This is a genomic window from Pseudomonas sp. v388 (assembly GCF_003935425.1).
GTDB lineage: Bacteria > Pseudomonadota > Gammaproteobacteria > Pseudomonadales > Pseudomonadaceae > Aquipseudomonas.
The window spans coordinates 519,373-538,268 of sequence record NZ_RHQN01000001.1; the positions used below are offsets into that span (position 1 = coordinate 519,373).

Sequence of the window (18,896 nt, forward strand, 5' to 3'; positions counted from 1 at the left end):
AAATTTACATGTAAAGAACAGCTAGAAAGCCGACGCAATAACAAGCGGGCAATCATTGTACGAGCAACTGGTAGTACTACTTCTTCTGACGGCGGATCAGCATGTGAAGGGTATGCACCACGCCAGTCGCTCGGCGATTCATACAATACTAATAAGAGAATCGATAGTAATAATGTCACCGACTCTAAAGTCGAAGGCGCGTGTAAACACGTCCCGAGGTTTGTGAAATTAGAGTGACAGGCCCAGCGCTCATATACAACGGCTTACCTGCCTGCGGCAATGAGCGGCATTCACACACCTTAGGAAAGTTTCACGATGTCGCCATCTAACAAATTGCTTTGGCTTTCTTCGCTTGCCTTTATTGCTTCTGACCCTTTTCAGTCAGCGCTTGCTGATAGCGCCCAAGAATCGTCCAAAGGCTTCATTGAGGACAGCACATGGGGGCTCTTGAATCGAACGCTGATCGATTATAGGGATTATCGTCATGGAGCGAGTAATTCCGGAGCTCGCAACGCTGTAAAGCCCAAGTCTGAGCGTAATGGCTATGCAGAAGAATGGGCGTATGGCCTGATGGGGAACATCCAGTCAGGCTTTACACAGGGCGTTGTGGGCGTCGGCCTGGACGCACATGTCTACTACGGTCAACAGTTGGACAGCGGCGGTGGGCGCGGCGGTAAAGCTCGGCTTCTCGGGGTCGACAATGACGGCCATATGAAAAACAACATTTCGCGCGGAGGCGTCGCTATCAAGTTCCGTGTGTCCAACACAACGTTGGCCATCGGGGAGCAGCGCGTAGTCACTCCAGTGTTCAACTCGTCTGACAATCGACTGCTGCCTGAGACTGCGACAGGTCTATTCCTAGAAAGCAAAGAAATCCCGAACTATAAATTTGTTGCTGGCCACTTCACAGAGAGCACTGACCGCAATGCGTCGAGCCACGATCAAGGCTTTGTCGTAAACTACTCCAATGCAAAGCAAGGAAATCGGTCAGATTTCGTGGGTTCTACCTACACCGGGTTCAAGGATACATCCATCAGCCTCTACACCTCAGAGTATGAAGACACCTGGCGCAAACATTATGTCGGTGGCACATGGGCCTACCCGTTGACGCCGCAGCAAGCAGTTGCACTGAACTTCAATCTCTACCGTATGACGGATACCGGCAAAGCGTTGTCGGGTAAAATTGATGATACTGCCTGGAGCTTGATTTCCAGCTATTCCTACAACGCCCACACGTTCATGCTGGGCTATCAGGAAGTCGATGGAAACACGCCTTTCGACTACCTCACACGCAGCGGAAAAATCCTGAGCAACTCATCCCCTATTTCTGGTTTCGATGCGCCCAACGAGAAATCACTGCAAGCCAGATACGATCTGAACATGGCGCCGTACGGTGTTCCGGGACTGACGTTCAGTAGCAACTATGTGAAGGGATGGAACATCGACGGAACCCACATGGATCGTACCGGCGGTTACAAATACCTTGGCTACGGGAAGGATGGTCGGCACTGGGAACGTGGGGTCTCAGCGAAGTACGTCGTGCAGAGTGGCTCCGCCAAGGGAATGTCCTTCTTCCTCAGGTATAACAGCCATCGTGCCAACAAGGCTCAGACCGAGGCGGATCAGGATTGGTGGAGATTTTCGATCGACTTCCCGTTAACCGGGACTTTTTAAGATCGGTTTTTGATCGGCTGACCTGACCTGAATGACAGGTGGACGCCATCAAACATCGATTGAAACGGGCTCGCCTGGATGACGTCCAACCGAGCCCGTTTATCGCTATACCCTTAAGGAGCCGAAGGGGTTCGAATCAGCGCCTCACCCGCCTCCGATGATGACGGGCTTTGAGAGGATGCCAGATGAGGAGCGGTCTCTCTTGCAAACCCCACAGCGATGAAGGTCAAGACCCCTCCAAAAATGATGTATAGCGCCAACGGCCAAGACGCCCCTGACCATGCAACCAGGGTGGTGGCTATGAACGGAACGGGGCCGCTATGGATCATCCCACCGCAGTGATATCCGATTGCTGAGCCTGTGTACCGCAAGCGGGTTTCAAACTGCTCGGTCACGAAGCTGGCAAGGGGGCCGTAGGTCGCTGCGTGAAGCACAGGCAGGCAAATGAACATGGCCAGGTAGACGTTCAGAGTGTCGCCCGAATCCACCAGCCAGAAGATGGGGTACGCCAGGATAATCATCAGCACACACCCGATCATCAGCACAGGTCGGCGCCCGTATTTGTCAGCCATGATGGCGATCACAGGTATGGTGAACACTTGTATCAGCGACGCCAGACACACCGCGCCCAATACGGTTGATTTGGGCAGGCCGATCGTCGTCGACACGTAACGCAGGATGAAGACGGTTGCGATGTAGAAAATGATATTCGCGGCCGCCATCGAGAACATGGTGATCAGGACGGACTTCCAAGCCGTCGTAATCACCTGTGTCACTGGGAACCGCACCTCACGCCCCTCGCGCTTTACTTCTTTGAACTCCGGTGTTTCGGTAATCTTCAATCGGATGTAGAGGCCCAGGATCACCAGCAATGCACTGGCGACGAAAGGAACTCGCCACCCCCAGGCCAGCATTTCTGCCTCGGGCAGCAACTGCACCAGATAAAAGGAAGACGTTGCTAAAACCAGGCCGGCGGGGATGCCACATTGTGGCCAACTTCCGTAAAAGGCTCGTCGGCCAGGCGGAGCGTGCTCCACCGCCATCAGAACCGCCCCACTCCATTCGCCACCAATCGCAATCCCTTGAAACAGACGCGCGGTCAACAAAAGAGCGGGTGCCAGTACACCTACTTGCTCATAGGTAGGCATGAGTCCCACCGAAAGCGTGGACAGCCCCATCATGAGCAAGCTCAAGACCAGCATGGTTTTGCGCCCTAACCTGTCACCGAAATGACCGAAGATCACACCTCCAAGCGGGCGTGCAACGAAGGCGGCGCCAAAAGCACCAAATGCTGCGAGTGTGCCTGTGAGCGGATCAAGTGTCGGGAAGAAGATTTTATTGAAAATCAGCGCCGCCGCGGTGCCGAACAGGAAGAAATCGAAGTATTCGATCAGCGTACCGATGAAGCTTGCGAAGGCCACCCTGACAATAGGTGAGCGTGGTGGTTTATCACTTAGGTGACTCATGGGCGCATCTCCACTGGAGGTTTCTTGTTTTGTTTGTGAACCGTCCCGTCGCCTATGCATCCCGGCAACTCATGTGAAGTTTGCAAGCAGCGTACCAAAGCAATCCGCCAAGCTAACCAATTGAAACTAAACAACTAATTTTGATATGAACGCAGGGCTCCTTGGGCCAGTGTCGTCTTGGAGGACACATTTGGCTGCGCGGGTGGACGAAAAAAAACGGCCAGAATTGGCCGTTTTTGTTATCGAGCAGCCTGGCGGTCAGAGCGCCACGCCTTGTCCACCGTCCAGGTAGATTGTTTCTCCGGTGAAATAGGGCATTTGTTCATGGAAAAGCATGGCGATAAATCCGGCTACATCCAGCGCCGAGCCAGGGCCCCCAACAGGGATGCGCGCAGCAAGGAAGTTCTTGATCTTCTCGGATTGCATGAAGTCTTTATTCAAATCCGTTTCGATATAGCCGGGTGCGACGGTTAGCACCCGTATACCTTTGGACGCCCACTCGACCGCGAGGCACCGCCCGATGGCTCCAATCGCCGCCTTGGACGCGGCATATGCTGCGTTACGCTTGACGCCCATCTTGTCGAAAAAAGAACCCACGTTTACGATCAGTCCGCCACTGTGCTCCAGATAAGGATAGGCTTGCTGGCAGGCAGCAAATGTTCCGGCCACGTTGGTCTGGATGACTTCATTGAACTCAGAAAGAGGCTGTTTGGCGGAAGGTGCCTCGGTCTGGATTCCGGCGTTGTTGATAAGCCCATGGATGTCGCCAACCTGGTCACTGAACGATGCCAATGCCTGCGCAATGGAAGCCGGATCGGTCACATCCCCCTGAAGGTAAATCAGGCGATCTCGAAGCTCATCAGGAACGTTCAAGGATTCTGGCCCCATACCTTTGCGTGACAGGCAACCGACGGTATACCCGCGCTGTGCGAGGTCAATGGCGATTACTGCACCGATGCCACGGCTGGCGCCGGTGAGAAAGATGTTCTTGGCAGTCATCTCAATGATCCTTGAATTGGGGTGGACGTTTTGCCACGAACGCAGCCATGCCTTCCCTGGCATCAGCGGTTTGAAATGCAAGCGTTGCCAGATCGGCCTCAATGCGTAAACCGTCGGCCAGGGTGCCGCCCATTGCTCGCTGAACCGCCTCTCGTGCAAAGGCAGTCGCCTGCTTACTGAAACCGCTGAACTGGTCAGCGAAGTTTGTCGCTGCGAGCATGACGTCCTCCTCAACCAGCTTATTCACCAGGCCAATTGAATGCGCTTCGCTTGCGTCCAGGGTGCGTCCCGTCAGGATCAGCTCCATGGCACGCGCTTCGCCGATCAATCTAGGCAGGCGTTGTGTGCCCCCGTAGCCGGGCATAAGGCCAAGCTTGACCTCTGGCAGCCCTAGCTTTGCTTTGCTCAATGCAACTCGAAAAGTGCATGCGAGGGCCAGCTCCAGACCACCGCCGAAGGCATAGCCGTTAATGGCAGCTATCGAAGGAACGGGGAATCGATCCAACCGGGAGAATGCCGACTGGCCGACTTCCAGCCCCTTTCGTTGCTGGGAAAGGCTACGATCCTGGAGTTCTTTGATATCGGCGCCGGCACAAAAGGCCTTCTCCCCACTGCCGCTGATGATCAATGCTCTGATATCCCAATCGGCCGCTTCGTCCAATGCATCGCCGATCTCAGCGAGAATTTCAAAACTGAGCGCATTCAGAGCTTCGGGGCGGTTCAAAATCAAGTGGGCATAGGGGCCAGCCCGTGTTAGAGACACTGTCATCGACTTCCCTCGTTTTGTTGTTGGATTCAAGCATGTGATCGATGGCCAGAAGTAATCGAAAAAATCCGGCCAGCTCTGGACAGACACATATTTCTTCCCCGCAAGCTGCGTGCCATCGCTCGAGATTCAGTTGTACACCTTCAAAACAGAGACCTTTTGACCCAGGTGTGAGGCGGCAGACCAGAGAATGTCTGCGATGAAGACACTCGTGCAATCTGAAGTGTGTGCTAATCGGTCACTTATGCACTGATCGCCCGTGCCCATTCATTCAATGATCCGCCCAGCCTCATCGGTAACCGCGACAGGGTTAGCACAAAGACCTTGGCACAGCGCTTGCGACGCAAGCACCAAACCTGTCGGAGAGCTGCAATGGCTGAGACTACCGCGTTGAATCCCCACAAGGAGCGCTCGCTCCGCATAATGGAGGTTGCGACGCAACTGTTCCACGAACAGGGCTACGAAGCGGTGTCGCTTCGAGACATTGCCAAGCGGGCGGGCATCAGCTCCGGGTCGCTTTACTACTACATCGAAAGCAAGCAATCGCTGCTGGTAGACCTCATGGAGGAGTCGCTGAGCGCATTGCTGCACGCGGTGACGAGTGCTGGAATCGCTCGCGTACATCCCTCAAAACAGCTGGCGCTTTTGACGAACGTATTCCTTGAGCAGGCCAGGAGAGATGGCTTGCAACTCGCTTTAGCCTTTCGCGAGTCGGGCAGGTTGTCCACTCATCATCGCGGTGAGATTGACGGGTTGCTGCTGCGCTTCACAGATCAGTTGGATCAAGCTATCAGCGCTCGTTGTGGGGTGGATTGCTCTTATCTACAGCATATGGGAATCACAGGGGGAATCCTGTCGGTGCTTAAAAGCCACCTGTATGACGAACCTTGGCTGGTGGGTTCAGATGACGGCAACCTGCTTTGCCGCATCGTGGATGTCTTAGCGACAGAGCTTGTGTGCACACGTGGGAAAACTGGCGTACCTGGCGTCGTCAGCGATGTTTAGCAGAGCCGGTTGATCAGTCCTGTGCACGCTAGTGTCAATCAGGGCGGGAAATCGAACATTGGGGCCTGGAAGGGCCCCAAAAAGCTGTACGTCGTTGACAGGTCTCACTTAATCGTGAGCCCACCATCGACCATGATTGATGCCCCATGAATGAACTGTGCCGCTTCGCTCGCCAAGAACAAGGTTGCGTTGGCAATGTCCTGGGGGTGTCCGACTCGCCCAGCGGGCACACTGCGAACGACCTGGCTGAATTTGGAGTCAGGGTCGGCCAAGACATCCTGGGTCATACCGGTATCAATCATTCCCGGGCAGATCGCATTGGCTCGAACCCCCTTACGGCCGTAGTCGAACGAGAGCTGCTTGGTAAAGCCCAGCACCGCGTGCTTGCTCGCGGTATAAGCCGCACCGCCCCCGCCGGCAAACAGGCCGGCGATAGAAGCAACGTTGATGATGACACCACCGCCTCGCTCCAACATTTGTGGCAACACTGCCTTGGTCAGTCGGAAAATGCTGCTCACGTTGATGTTCATCGTCTGCTGCCATAGCGCCTCGTCGGTATCCAGACAGCGGCTGAATCCATCGAGAACGCCTGCCGTGTTGCAGAGGACATCGATACAACCCAGCTGGGGCTGTATTTGCGCGATGCACTCAGTAATCGCCTCGGCGTCACCCAGATCAACTGTAAAAGTAAACAGTTTGTCTGGTGCAGCCCCTGACGCGCAGGCCAATGATTCTAGTCCGGCAGCATTGACATCTACCGCGGCGACCCTTGCCCCGGCGGCCATGAACAACTCCACTTGAGCACGGCCGATGCCGGAGGCGGCGCCAGTGATCAGCACCACCTTGCCGTCGAATCGAAGCATCTCGCTGACCTTGTCTGGCGTGACGCTCATGCGCTGGTTGCCTCAGAAGTACCCACCCAGCGAACAGCTGCCGGTTTGAGATGACCGTCCTTGACTTGCTCGGACAACTCGCGCTTCAAAATCTTGCCGCTCGCCGTCATCGGAAATGCTTCTACGCTAAGGAAATACTCGGGCATATCGAAGCGAGACAAACCGACTGCATCAAGGTGCTGAAGGATCTCCTCGCTGAGCGGCGCTGTGCCGACGGCGGGAATGATTGCCAGGCAAACCTTTTCCCCTAACCTTGCGTCCGCGACGGGGAACGCTGCGGCTTTAGCGACCCCGGGGTGGCGCAGTGCTAAGTTTTCAATTTCCGCGGGGTAAATATTGTGTCCACCACGGATGATCAGATCTTTTGAGCGCCCTACTATCTCCAGGTTACCGTTCGCGTCCAGTCGCCCCAGGTCACCGCTCATAAACCAGCCGTGGCGATTGAAAGAAGTCTGAGTGGAGACGTGATTACCGAAGTAACCCAGCATGAGAGTCGCCCCGCGCCCACCAATCTCCCCTACTTCGCCAATGGCCGCCTCGATGTCACGGTTATCCGCTTTCCAGATTTTGACCTCGTAAGCCGGATTACCGCGGCCGACCGGTTGTCCCACTGTTCTGGTCAGGGTTTCAACGCTATCGGTTGGAATGGTCGCATTGTGGGAGCCGTTTTCACTCATCCCATAGATGTTTTGAGGCATCACACCCAGAGCAACCAACTGGCGAGCAACCTCTTCTGGAATGGCGGCGCCGGCCATGTAGAACATCTTCACCCGGCCCAGTTGCTCCAGTCCTCTGCTGCGGACATCCTGGAGGATATCAATGGCGTGGGTAGGAACGCCCATCACATAGTCGGCGCCAGATTCAATCATACGGTCAATGGGTTGCTTGCCTTTGACCTGATCATTCACGATGAACTCGCAACCGGTAATCAGGCACTGCTCCAACCCAACGGTGGCGATGTGATGACTGAGAGGGCCCAGGCAATAAATCACTGTCTCTCGGGTCAGACCCCAGTCAGCCGCCAATGCCCTCCCATTGGCCAACAACGTGTTATCGCTGTGCATAAGCGCTTTTGGCTGGCCCGTCGTTCCTGAGGTAAAGGCGATGTAGACAATCTTATCCGGATTGCCATCCGGTACCGGGCTATCCTTAACACCACGATTCTGAGGAAAGCGTTTTGCCTCTGGCGGCAAATTCAAATTGGATGTTCCGGGAGGTGCGACGACGTAGGCTTGGCAGAATCCTTTGAGACTGTGCAGACGGGAAAAAATGTCTTTTCTATCGGCATCTGCGCCATATCCAGGCTGTCCTACGAAAGCGCGGACATCGCAGCGCTCAAGCAGCGTGTAGATCTCGTCAACTGTGTGATTCTGGTGCAGTGCCTGCATCGAAACGTAACCATTACGAGAACAGGCCAACAACAGAACTACGCATTCCACCCGGCTCGGAAGCCAGCCGGCCACACGGTCTCCGCTCTGCAGTCCAGCTTCATGGAGATCCGTTGCGAGTGCATCAGCCCAACTCACCAATTCTGCCCATGTCAGGCGAAGCTCGGAGTCTCGGATGGCGAACCGTTCCGGGTGAGAAGCTGCGTGCTGAACGGCCATTCCATACAGCGTCACGTCTTGCCATAGCCCTTTGGAGTAAAACTCCTTGGCGAGCTGCGGATCGTGCAGTGTCATCAAAGTCGAGCGCATGGTGCCTCCAATATTATTTCTATTATTGAGAAGGGTTGATCTCGTAAATCTCACGGAGCGCTTGATTGGCTCTCCACAAAGCGGCCTTTACCTGCTGCTAATCGGCGCAGAAGCGCAGAGGGCCGATACCGATCCTCTTGGTAGTGGCGCTGAATATTGTCGAGAACGCGGTAGAGATAATCTGCTCCAAGGCGATCGGCCCACGCCAAAGGCCCTTCGGGATAGTTCACGCCGAACCGCATCGCACGATCAATGTCGTGCGCAGTGGCTACCGATTGCATCAACGCGTCTGAGGCCTCATTCGCGAGCATGGCGACAGTACGAAGCACCACTAAACCGGGTGTGTCGTCAATCACGCTGACCCGCCAACCAAGCGCCTGGAGCAAGCCTGTGGCGACATCGATGGCCGCTGGCGATGCCTGGTCAGCCCTGGCGATGGCCAGCCGTCCAGACTTTTTGAAATCGAGAGCGAGATCGAACAGAACAAGGTTTGGCAGGTTGTCCTCGGCACTGCGGATCGTTGCACTCCGACCGTCGCTGAGGGCAAGCGTACAGCCGTCCATACGCAGTAGCCCTCCACCCTGAACGCATTGAAGGTCAACGCCTTGCAGTGGTGATGCAAGAAGGTCTTCGGCGGGGCCAAGATTGCCTTCAACGATCAATTTAGCGGGTACAGGCTTGGGCTCGTGCTCTGAGACGGCGGGAGGCGTCGCCTGGGGGCCATAGAAGTAGAAGCCGCGCCCTGACTTGCGGCCAAGAAAACCCGCCGAGACTAACTCTTGTTGGCTCAGTGAAGGCTTGTAACGAGGATCTTGAAAGTACGACTGGAACACCGAACACGTCACGGCAAAATTGACGTCATGACCAATCAGATCCATGAGTTCGAACGGCCCCATAGGGAAGCCTCCCCCTTCTCGCATCAATGCATCCAGGGTGTCCACATTCGAGACCTGCTCTTCGAGCAGCCGAAGGGCTTCAGCGTAATACGGGCGCGCTACACGATTGACGATAAAGCCAGGGGTTGATCGGGTAAGGACTGGCTTCTTTCCCCAAGCCAACGCTGTTTGATAAAGCGTCTGTGCGACTGTCTTATCGGTAGCCAGGCCTGAAACGACCTCGACGAGTGCCATCAACGGGGCAGGATTGAAAAAATGAAGCCCGGCGACGCGCCCTGGATATGCAAGCTTGGCGGCTATCGCTGTGATGGACACAGAAGATGTATTGGTGGCCAAAATCGCGGTTGGATCAACTACCGCTTCTAGCTCGAGAAAAAGGTGCTGCTTCGCCTCCAGGTCTTCAACGATGGCCTCAATGACCAGTCCTGCGGCGGCGACATCGTTGATGGAGGAGGCAACCCTAAGCGCCTCCGAGGCCATTTGAGCCTGTTCGGTTTTCATCCGCCCTTTTTCAACGAGGCGGGTGAACATAGCGCGTATCTGTTCGCGGCTTTTCGCTGCAGCACCCTCACGAACATCGAAGAGCCAGACAGTGTGCCCGGCGGCGGCAGCGACCTGTGCAATACCGCTGCCCATCGCTCCAGCCCCAATGACGGCGATTTCGGTAGAAGAACTCAGAGCATTCATCTCAGGCCCCCCTTTTCATCGATACGACGGCCTTTCCTTGCACTTTGCCCTCTTTGACCAAGGTCAACGCCTCGCCGGCATTCTCGAAGTCGAATAACCGCATGATCCGCGGTTTGACTGCTCCTTCACGCCACAGCTTGAATAGCGTTTGCTGAGCAGCCTCCACCTTATCTGGCGTGCGGTCGCGGTAGTCACTCCATTGCAGACCGCAAACACCAATGTTCTTTAGCAGCAGATAATTCACCTTCATGTGAGGGATTTCTCCTGCCGCGAACCCGATGACGACGATACGTCCACACCAAGCTGTGGCGCGTAACGCGCCAGCAAAAAACGGATCGCCGAGAGGATCAATGACGACATCGGCGCCGTAGCCATCCGTCACGGCGTAAACCTGTTCACGGATGCTGTCCTTCAGGTTGTCGCCTGAAAGATCAATGATGTGATCCGCTCCAGATTCCCGAGCGACCTGAGCCTCAGCATCGTTCCGAACACCGGCAAGCACTTGAGCGCCCAGGCCCTTTGCTATTTGAACCGAGGCTAAGCCGATGCCGCCCGAGGCACCACCGATGAGAACGATGTCACAAGCTTTAAGTTGCCCCCTCTCAGTGAGCGCAAAGTAGGCTGTTTGATAAACCAACCCCATTGCAGCCGCTTCTGGAAAGTCGAGCCCCTCAGGCATATGGAAGCTCTGGGCAGGCGTTGTGATGGCTTGTTCCGCCAGCGCGCCCCACTCGATCTGCGACATGATGCGATCACCCGGAGCGTAGCCCTCAACACCTTCACCTACAGCGCTTACAACCCCCGCGAAGTCCTTGCCGGGGGTAAAGGGCCGTGGTGGCAGCAGTTGGTATTTTCCCGATATGACGAGCACGTCTGGAAAATTGATCCCGGCTGCCTTGACGTCTACGACAATTTCACCCGGCTGGGCTTTTAGCTGCGGCAGCTCATCAATTTGAAGAGTGTGAGGCTCGCCATGTTCATGCACGCGATAACTACGCATCGTTCTTCTCCTGATCAGACGAGCAACAGTGGGTCTTGGGTTTCGTTGAGGCGCGGAGCGTTGGAACAGGCATGAGCCGATCTGAAAAGCGCCGACACAGGCGTCGGGAGGGCAGGAATTTTTTGACCGCCTGCCTCTACATGGCGGTCAAACACCCGCCGAGCGGTGACCTGAGGATCCTGCACCCCCTCCTCAAGCGTGGCCACGATCGAGCAGCAGACGTCTTGCCCTTCAAACACTGATCGCCAGTGCTCGGCGGAACGACTGCCAATGATCTGCGCGACCGCTGACTTCACCAGATCCGCGGGCGCATGTTCCTCTCGCAGATGTAATGGGAGCTCAATCAGGTTGCAGAACAATGCCCAAAACTTGGGTTCTAGCGGAGCTGCAGCCAGGTATCGGCCATCTGCGGTCGGGTAGATCTGGTACCGAGGCGACCCGCCGGTAACCACCTCATCACCCGTCCCAGGCCAGCGGCCATGAGCAAAGCCGTTACCAAGCCCCCAGTACATGAACGCATACAGGTTATCGGCCATCGAGACATCCAGATGGCAACCGAGGCCCGTGCGATCTCGCTTGGCGAGGGCAAACATGATGTTCATTACGGCTGGGTACGCGCCGCCAGCAATGTCAGCAGCAAGCACTTGCGGAAGTACCGGTACGGAATCAATTCCGCTCACGCTGAGGACGCCAGTTTCGGCCATATAGTTGAGATCGTGGCCGGCATTGCGTGCTTTGGGCCCAGACTGCCCCCAACCAGTGATAGAGCAATAGACCAGCTTGGGGTTCATGCGGCGCACCGCCTCATAGCCAAGCCCCAGCCGCTCCATGACGCCCGGGCGAAACTGCTCGATCAGGACATCCGCACGCTCAATGAGTGGTTTTAGTCGAGCAATTGCATCAGGTGATTTGAGGTCGATGGCAATCGACTGTTTACCCCGGTTTAGAAGCACAAAGTTAACGCTGTCGTCGCCAAGCTTGGGTTCGTAGGTGCGCATCTCATCGCCACGATCCGGCTTTTCCAGTTTCACTACCCGAGCCCCGGCGTCTGCCAAAATGAGGCTGGCCATGGGCCCCGGCAGCAGTGTGCTGAAATCGAGAACTAACAGACCTTCCAATGGTTGCATGGTATTCACCTCTTATTCGCTTTATGGGTGAAACGATGATCTCAACGAGGCAGGCGAGCCAAGGCGACCTGGGCGCGACGAGGAGGCGCGTAGGCGGCGTCCCCGAGCGCCTTGTACAACGCTTCGGTGGTCAAACAGTGCTCAGCCAGGCCGGTGCGTTCAAGAAGCTCGATTGGCCCCTCGGGGTAGCCGAGGCCAAGCCGCAGGGTCAAATCCAGGTCATCAGCTGTCGCCAACCCCGAATCAAGCTTCGCCAAGGCGACGTTGTAGTAAGGGCGTACTAATCTATTGACGATGCGGCCAGGAAAATCGGCGCACACCGCAGTTTTCAACTTATGCGATTGAAATAGGTTCTCGGCGAGGGCAATTGCATCTGTAGGCGTGTTGGGTTGACGCACAATCTCTACGAGATCACTGGGGGATGCATTTCCTAGGCGAAAGCGCGCAAATCCCATGACCCGACTGCCCTCTTCCCCTCGATGCTCACCGGTGTGCACTCCAAGACACTCGTCACCCAATTCGATCAGAATCAGTCGGTAGTGACCGGCATCGCTCAACTGCGCAAAGGCTTGCCCAGCGTCACTGCCAAGGATGACCAGGATATCGGTGTCGACGGTGTGCGCTTCGATCAGAGCATGCGGCGTCGGGAATGAGCGGCTGCTGCCAGCGTGGTGAATTGAGCATTTCATGGTTTAGCTCCCGAAGATCTTGGTTGAGTCGTATTCGAGAAAGCCGCGCTGGGTTTTACGCCCCAGACGTTTTGCCGCGACCATTCGCCGAAGAAGCGGCGGGCATGCGGCGCGGGGCTCATGCGTAACACCATGCAGGGCTTCGCAGAGCAGCACTTGCGTGTCGAGCCCGACAAGGTCGAGCAACTCCATCGGGCCCATGGCGTAACCCAACGCTCCTTTGATGGCCTTATCGATCTCTGCAGGATCGGCCACACCTTGTTCCACGAGGCGGATCGCGTCGTTGTTGAATGGCACGAGGAAGCAGTTGAGGATGAACCCAGGCTGATCTTGAGTTTTCACAGGACGCTGACCAATCTCTTCGCAGATCGACCACGCTCGGCTAAATGTGTCGTCGCTGGTTTCCAGCCCTGGTGACATTTCGACCAGCTTCATGAGCTGTGCAGGCAAACAGAAATGCATCCCGACGAATCGATCCGGCCGGCCGCTCACCGCGGCAATCTCAGTGATCGATAACGTCGACGTGTTGGACGCAAACAGCGTGTTCGGCCCACAGTGCTGGTCGAGCCGTTGGAACAACGCGCCCTTTACCTTGAGGTCTTCGAAGACTGCCTCGATCACCAGGTCGCAGTCTTTGATTTGCTCAGGGTCGGTGGCAACGCCGACACGTTCCATGATCTCTTCGACCTGCTCTGCTGTGAGCTTTGCGCGGGCAACGGACTTTTCAAAGAAGGCTGCCATTTGTGCCCGTGCCGCTTCCAAACGACCCTGATCGACATCGAAAAGGACAGTGCTGGCGCCGCTACGTGCGGCAACGATCGCGATGCCGGTGCCCATGGTTCCGCACCCGGCCACGCAGATGGATAGTTTTGACATTGTTTTTATTCCTTACGCAGGTACGGTTAACGCTCGATGAAGCTGCGCCCGATGATTTGTCGGTGGATCTGGTTCGTGCCTTCCCAGATCTGTTCAATCTTCGCGTCACGGAACAACCTTTCCACTCTGTATTCCTTGCAGTAGCCATAGCCGCCGTGAAGCTGAATGGCTTCGGTGGCCATGCGCATTGCGAGGTCAGACGCACGTAGCTTGAGGATCGACGCTTCGACGCCGATGTCGTGAATGCCGCTATCGACGAGTCGGGCAACGTTGAGTAACCAGCCCTCACAAAGCGCGAGCTCCGACGCCAGATCGGCAAGCAGAAACTGGATGCCCTGAAACTCGATGATGCGTCGGGAAGACTGACGGCGCCCGTTGATGTAGGCCACTGCATCCTCGAACGCTGCTCGCGCAATACCGAGCGAGTGCGCACCGACACTGGGGCGAGATTTGTTCAGAGACCCGATGAGCATCTTCAGCCCTTCGCCAGGGCCGCAGATAAGGTTGTGCCGCGAAACCCGGCATTGGTCGAAATTCAAGGTCGCAGTACTGGATGCACGGTGCCCAAGCTTGTCTTCAAGGCGGGCAACACTCAAACCAGCAGTACCCTTCTCGATCACGAGGCAGGAGATCGCTTGCTTGGGATCTTCAACGCCCGCCCACTTTCCGAACACCAGGTACACGTCAGCGACATCGCCGTTGGTGATGAAGGTTTTACTGCCATTGACGACGATGTGATCGCCATCCTCGCGAAAGCTGGTGCGCATACCCGTCGCATCAGAACCTGCATCGGGCTCCGTGATGACCAGTGCACCGATGCCTCCGTTCGCAATTACAGGGAGCAGCCGCTCTTTCTGTTCAGCGGTACCGAACTCAATGATCGGCTTAATCGCATGGTAATTCGTTGCCCAGATGATGCCTGTACTCGCACAAGCCGCGCTGATTTCACGAACGCAAGCAAGATACACGAGGTACGAGAGCCCGGCGCCTCCGTACTCTTCCGGAATGAACATAGCGTTCAGTCCTAGCCTGTTGATCGCTTCAACATTCGCCCACGGAAATTCCTTCGTCTCATCGTAATGAGCGGCGCGAGGGGCTATCTCTTCGCGAGCCAGCGCTTTGACCGACTCCAAGAGCATGGCCTCTTCCGGGTTGAGGCCCAGTTGGCTGTCCAGCCGTTCGATTACATTCATTGAAGGCACCTGTTGCTATGAGGGTTGATCAGTGGCCGAACTTGTCAGCGTCAGGCTTGCGCCGAGCGTTGAAAGACGCCTTCAGTTCATGGGCTTCCTCAGAGTCGAGATAAGGTCGCAGCAGTAGGTCGTGGGATATGCGAGCCAGGCCGGCAACGCCGTTGTGCCTGGCAGTAAATGCGGCTTTCAGAGATGCCAGCGCAAAGGCGCCACGATCGGCAACCGCAAGCGCCATCTCCCGAGTAGCCGCCGCGAGCTGATCATCAGGAACGACCTTGTTGATCAGTCCATACTCCAGAGCCTGCTGGGCGGTGAGCTTGTCGTTCAAAAACCACATCTCTTTCGCTCGACGCTTACCTACCAGATCTTCCAGGTACCAGGTGCCATACCCCGCATCGAAGCTGCCAACCATTGGGCCGACCTGACGAAAAATGGCGCTCTCTTTGGCGATCGAGAGATCGCACACGACTTGCAGAACGTTTCCACCTCCGACGGCGTGGCCGTTAACGCTCGCGATCACTGGCTTTTGCAGGCGCTCAATGGCGTCATACATTTCCAACGTCGGAAGCACCCCCGCGTAAAGCAGCGAATCTTCCATGCCGTCTTTACGGCCACCTGTGCAAAAAAAGCGGTCACCGGCGCCTGTGATCACCAGCACCCGGGTGCGTGTCTCATTGCGAACAGACTCGATGCAATCGCGTATCTCCAGGCACATGGTCTTCGTGAACATGTTTCCATCGTCCGGGCGATTGAGCGTCAGCGTCCCTACCGCACCGTCTTCTTCGTACAGAATCGTTTCGTATTGCATGAGAGGCTTCCTTGTTACGTGGCAGTTCAAATGATCTTGTCGTTGCTGAGCAGCTCGATTTGCTCAGGCGTGTAGCCCAGCATATCCCCCAGCACCTCATGCGTGTGCTCGCCGAGTCTTGGGGGCGCGCTACGGTACCCTGCTGCCTTGCCGTCCAGCTGAATACCAAGCCCAACCTGAGGGAGGGAATGGCCGTCGCGGGGAATCTGGAAGAACAGGTTCCGGTCGTGAAAGTGCGCGTCGTCGGTGACTTCATCGACACGGTATATCGGCCCCGCGGGGACGCCTGCCCCAGCCAGCAATTCCAACCACTCAGCGCGAGGCTTGTGCAGAAGAATGTCCTGGATGGCGGCGACGATTTCTTCTCTGCGCTCTCGACGCTGGGCATTGCTGGCGAGTTCAGGGTCAAGACCCATTTCTGGCCGTTGCACCAGTTCCCAGAAACGCTGCCAGATGCGATCAGTACCCAAGCTCAACGTCAGGGGCTCATCTGCGGTATCAAACGTCTGGTAGACAGCGATGACACTGTCCCTGCCCCCGGTTCGGCGCGAAACCTCGCCAGAGCCCAGGTAGGGAGTGATCCTCGGGGAAGTGAATCGCACCATGCTTTCAGTCAGTGCGATGTCCACCGTCGCCCCTTGGCCCGTTTGCTGGCGGCGATACAGCGCAGCCAGGACGGCCATGGCTGCATCGTTGCCGGCGAGCATGTCTGCGGCTGGAGCACCAACTTTCTGAGGGGCGGCATCAGATGGCCCTGTAAGATCCATGATGCCGCTGTAACCTTCTGCAATCAGGTCATAACATGGCTTGCTCGCATTTCGCCCTGTGAGCCCGAAACCGGTGATGCTGGCGACGACCAGACGATCACGACCTGAGCGCAGCTGATCAGGTGTCATGCCAAGTTTTAACTGAACATCTTTGGTCTGGTTGGTGACCACAACGTCGGCCTTGTCCAGCATGGCATCCAGCACAGCACGTCCCTCAACGGTGCTGAAATCAAGCCTGACACTGCGCTTGTTCCGATTCACACTCAAAAACCACAACGATTCACCATCCAGAAATGGAGGGCCCCAGAAACGGGCGTCATCCCCGCCGCGCCGTTCAACCTTGATGACATCGGCGCCGAAATCCGACAGCAGCATGGTTGCGTAGGGCCCAGCGATGGACGTAGTGAGGTCTAGAACGCGCACCCCCTCGAGGATGGAAAACGTCGGTTCTTTATGACCAATCGGGAGGCTGGTGGCTAGCATGAAGTTCCCCTTTTTGTATTTGCATGATGTTTTGCAACAGCTATGCCATACGTTTAGGATCGCTTGCAGATCAGGGATTTAAGCGCTCAAACTCATCGCATGCCCATTGACTTAAGCAGCTATGCGCATCGAAGTTGTATTTTAGAAAGACACACCATCCGCCTACTCTGTCTGCGTTGTGCACAGTGCGGTTATAGAAAAAACACGAGGTGCCAAGATGCATCCCAGCTTCGAAGTGGTCGTTTTTGATGACGATGGTCAGGTTCAATTTTGCACTCGCGGCGGGGCTGATCCTGAGCTTCATGGCCAACTAGCTCGCTTGATCCACAGCACCCCCGAATCTCGGCAACTCGTTCCCCTAGGACAGGAAGACAAGCGGGTTGCATTGTTCCTGCGTCAGCCCACCCAAACGATGGCAATCGTCCACGAAGACTCCGCCGACCATACGTTGCTCGATTTCATCGGCTCCGTGGACATCGCGTTCGATATCCTCAAGCACTTCATCACCAATCCCTATGAGGGTATAACCGTCGTCGACCGGGATGCGGTGCTACGGTACATCAGCCCCGTGCATGAGCGGTTTTTTGGTTTCAAACCAGGTGGCGCTGTCGGGCAACCTGTGGAGGACGTTATCGAGAACACTCGCCTGCAGGAGGTGGTGCGCACCGGCAAGGCGGAGATTGGCCAAGTACAGCAGATGCGTAATACCTCACGTGTCGTCAACCGAATACCGATCACGCGCGATGGCGAAGTCGTAGGCGCAATTGGCCGTGTGATGTTTCGCGCTCCTGAGGAGGTTCATGAACTGAGTCGTCAAATCTCGTCACTGCGTGCAGAGGTCAATTACTACGAATCAGAGCTCACTCGCTTGCGGCACCGCACCTATGGACTGGATGAGATCGTGGGCGAAAGTGAGGCCATCCAAAGACTCAAATCTCAGATCCGAAAGGTCGCACCGCTCGACGTTCCTGTCTTCATCGCCGGAGAAAGCGGGACAGGCAAGGAGCTCGTTGCTCACGCCATCCACAATCTGAGTCGGCGCAGCGAGAAGCCCATGGTTGTCGTCAACTGTGGCGCCCTCCCCGACACCTTGGTCGAGAGCGAACTGTTTGGTTATGACCAAGGCGCATTCACTGGAGCCAAGCGTGAAGGCCGGGTGGGGAAATTCGAGCTCGCGGATCGCAGCAGCTTGTTTCTTGATGAGGTCGGCGACCTTCCTCTGGAGGCTCAGGTCAAGCTGCTGCGTGTACTGGAAGGCAGCAGTTTTGAGCGTGTCGGTAGTAATAAGGCTCGCACCACAGATTTCCGTTTGATCAGTGCGACAAACAGAGACCTCAAAAGCGCGATTGCTGGCCAGGAGTATCGCGCAGATCTTTATTTCCGCATCAGCGGGGTGACGCTGACCATCCCTCCACTGCGCGAACGGCGAGAAGACATCCCGTTGCTTACTCGTCACTTCATTGCTCACATCTCAAACCGGGTAGGCTCGGACGTGCGCAGTATCAATCCGGCAGCGCTGGCTCTCCTGCAGCGCCAGCCATGGCCAGGGAATGTCCGGCAGCTATACCACGAGATTCAGCAGGCCATCATCTTTGCCAACCACCATGAGCTGGAAGCCAGCGACTTTGGGCACCTGGATAACATCGACGTCCCGCACGATAACGAGGCGCATTTGGAGGCAGGCGCGTTGACGATGAAAGACACTATGGGAAACGTTGAGCTCAACCTCATCCGTGACGCTCTCAAACAGTACGGTGGCAATAAAAAGCGAGTTGCCAAAGAACTCGGGATCTCACGGTCTTATCTCTATAAGCGGCTGGCGGATCTTGATGAGGAGTGACAGTCCTGTGCTGGAATCCCGTGCAGGTGT

At 56.1% G+C, this 18,896-nt stretch carries 16 protein-coding genes; 3 read left to right on the forward strand and 13 right to left on the reverse strand.

All coding sequences use genetic code 11. The features are described 5' to 3' along the window. Nucleotides 1-315 precede the first annotated feature (315 nt). Complete coding sequence (locus EGJ27_RS02285; protein WP_125829091.1) at nucleotides 316-1,674, forward strand: OprD family porin; 1,359 nt, start codon at nucleotides 316-318, stop codon at nucleotides 1,672-1,674. A gap of 113 nt (nucleotides 1,675-1,787) precedes the next feature. Here the strand turns inward: EGJ27_RS02285 and EGJ27_RS02290 are convergent, their stop codons facing one another. The 3 genes from EGJ27_RS02290 to EGJ27_RS02300 all read right to left on the reverse strand — a co-directional run bounded on the left by EGJ27_RS02290 (nucleotide 1,788) and on the right by EGJ27_RS02300 (nucleotide 4,908). Further along, nucleotides 1,788-3,140: an MFS transporter gene (locus EGJ27_RS02290; RefSeq protein ID WP_125829092.1), complete on the reverse strand. Its 1,353-nt coding sequence runs from the start codon at nucleotides 3,138-3,140 to the stop codon at nucleotides 1,788-1,790. Between the two features lie 258 nt (nucleotides 3,141-3,398). Continuing rightward, nucleotides 3,399-4,139 carry an SDR family NAD(P)-dependent oxidoreductase gene (locus tag EGJ27_RS02295; RefSeq protein WP_125829093.1) on the reverse strand — a complete coding sequence of 247 codons (741 nt, stop codon included), beginning with the start codon at nucleotides 4,137-4,139 and terminating at the stop codon, nucleotides 3,399-3,401. A 1-nt stretch (nucleotide 4,140) separates the two neighbouring features. Beyond that, nucleotides 4,141-4,908, reverse strand: a complete 768-nt coding sequence (locus tag EGJ27_RS02300) for an enoyl-CoA hydratase/isomerase family protein (protein ID WP_125829094.1) — start codon at nucleotides 4,906-4,908, stop codon at nucleotides 4,141-4,143. Between the two features lie 369 nt (nucleotides 4,909-5,277). Here EGJ27_RS02300 and EGJ27_RS02305 point away from each other — a divergent pair, with 369 nt between their 5' ends. After that, on the forward strand, nucleotides 5,278-5,910 hold the full coding sequence (locus EGJ27_RS02305; RefSeq protein WP_125829095.1) for a TetR/AcrR family transcriptional regulator: 633 nt from the start codon (nucleotides 5,278-5,280) through the stop codon (nucleotides 5,908-5,910). A 104-nt stretch (nucleotides 5,911-6,014) separates the two neighbouring features. Here EGJ27_RS02305 and EGJ27_RS02310 read toward each other — a convergent pair whose 3' ends face one another. The 10 genes from EGJ27_RS02310 to EGJ27_RS02355 are packed head-to-tail and all read right to left on the reverse strand — an operon-like array spanning nucleotide 6,015 to nucleotide 17,026. Beyond that, entirely contained in the window at nucleotides 6,015-6,803 is a 789-nt protein-coding gene (locus EGJ27_RS02310; RefSeq protein ID WP_125829096.1) for an SDR family NAD(P)-dependent oxidoreductase, read from the reverse strand. Further along, nucleotides 6,800-8,500, reverse strand: coding sequence for a class I adenylate-forming enzyme family protein (locus EGJ27_RS02315; RefSeq protein ID WP_125829097.1), 1,701 nt, complete (start codon nucleotides 8,498-8,500; stop codon nucleotides 6,800-6,802). Before EGJ27_RS02315 ends, EGJ27_RS02310 begins: the two co-directional genes overlap by 4 nt. 50 nt (nucleotides 8,501-8,550) lie before the next feature. Beyond that, nucleotides 8,551-10,083, reverse strand: a complete 1,533-nt coding sequence (gene paaH / locus EGJ27_RS02320; protein WP_125829098.1) for a 3-hydroxyacyl-CoA dehydrogenase PaaH — start codon at nucleotides 10,081-10,083, stop codon at nucleotides 8,551-8,553. Nucleotide 10,084: 1 nt separating this feature from the next. Then, a complete protein-coding gene (locus EGJ27_RS02325; RefSeq protein ID WP_125829099.1) occupies nucleotides 10,085-11,083 on the reverse strand; it encodes an NADPH:quinone oxidoreductase family protein in 999 nt (332 codons plus the stop codon). A gap of 14 nt (nucleotides 11,084-11,097) precedes the next feature. Further along, entirely contained in the window at nucleotides 11,098-12,210 is a 1,113-nt protein-coding gene (locus tag EGJ27_RS02330) for a CaiB/BaiF CoA-transferase family protein (RefSeq protein ID WP_125829100.1), read from the reverse strand. A gap of 41 nt (nucleotides 12,211-12,251) precedes the next feature. Further along, the gene (locus EGJ27_RS02335) at nucleotides 12,252-12,899 is read right to left on the reverse strand and encodes a 3-hydroxyacyl-CoA dehydrogenase family protein (protein ID WP_125829101.1); all 648 of its coding nucleotides are present in this window, start codon (nucleotides 12,897-12,899) and stop codon (nucleotides 12,252-12,254) included. A 3-nt stretch (nucleotides 12,900-12,902) separates the two neighbouring features. Next, nucleotides 12,903-13,775, reverse strand: coding sequence for a 3-hydroxyacyl-CoA dehydrogenase family protein (locus EGJ27_RS02340; RefSeq protein WP_125829102.1), 873 nt, complete (start codon nucleotides 13,773-13,775; stop codon nucleotides 12,903-12,905). A gap of 26 nt (nucleotides 13,776-13,801) precedes the next feature. Beyond that, nucleotides 13,802-14,968 carry an acyl-CoA dehydrogenase family protein gene (locus EGJ27_RS02345; RefSeq protein ID WP_125829103.1) on the reverse strand — a complete coding sequence of 389 codons (1,167 nt, stop codon included), beginning with the start codon at nucleotides 14,966-14,968 and terminating at the stop codon, nucleotides 13,802-13,804. A gap of 28 nt (nucleotides 14,969-14,996) precedes the next feature. Beyond that, nucleotides 14,997-15,776 carry an enoyl-CoA hydratase-related protein gene (locus EGJ27_RS02350; RefSeq protein WP_125829104.1) on the reverse strand — a complete coding sequence of 260 codons (780 nt, stop codon included), beginning with the start codon at nucleotides 15,774-15,776 and terminating at the stop codon, nucleotides 14,997-14,999. A gap of 26 nt (nucleotides 15,777-15,802) precedes the next feature. After that, nucleotides 15,803-17,026, reverse strand: a complete 1,224-nt coding sequence (locus tag EGJ27_RS02355) for a CaiB/BaiF CoA-transferase family protein (protein ID WP_125829105.1) — start codon at nucleotides 17,024-17,026, stop codon at nucleotides 15,803-15,805. A gap of 217 nt (nucleotides 17,027-17,243) precedes the next feature. Here EGJ27_RS02355 and EGJ27_RS02360 point away from each other — a divergent pair, with 217 nt between their 5' ends. Then, nucleotides 17,244-18,866 (forward strand): sigma-54-dependent Fis family transcriptional regulator, encoded by a 1,623-nt coding sequence (locus EGJ27_RS02360; RefSeq protein ID WP_125829106.1) that lies wholly within the window; start codon nucleotides 17,244-17,246, stop codon nucleotides 18,864-18,866. Nucleotides 18,867-18,896: the final 30 nt, after the last annotated feature.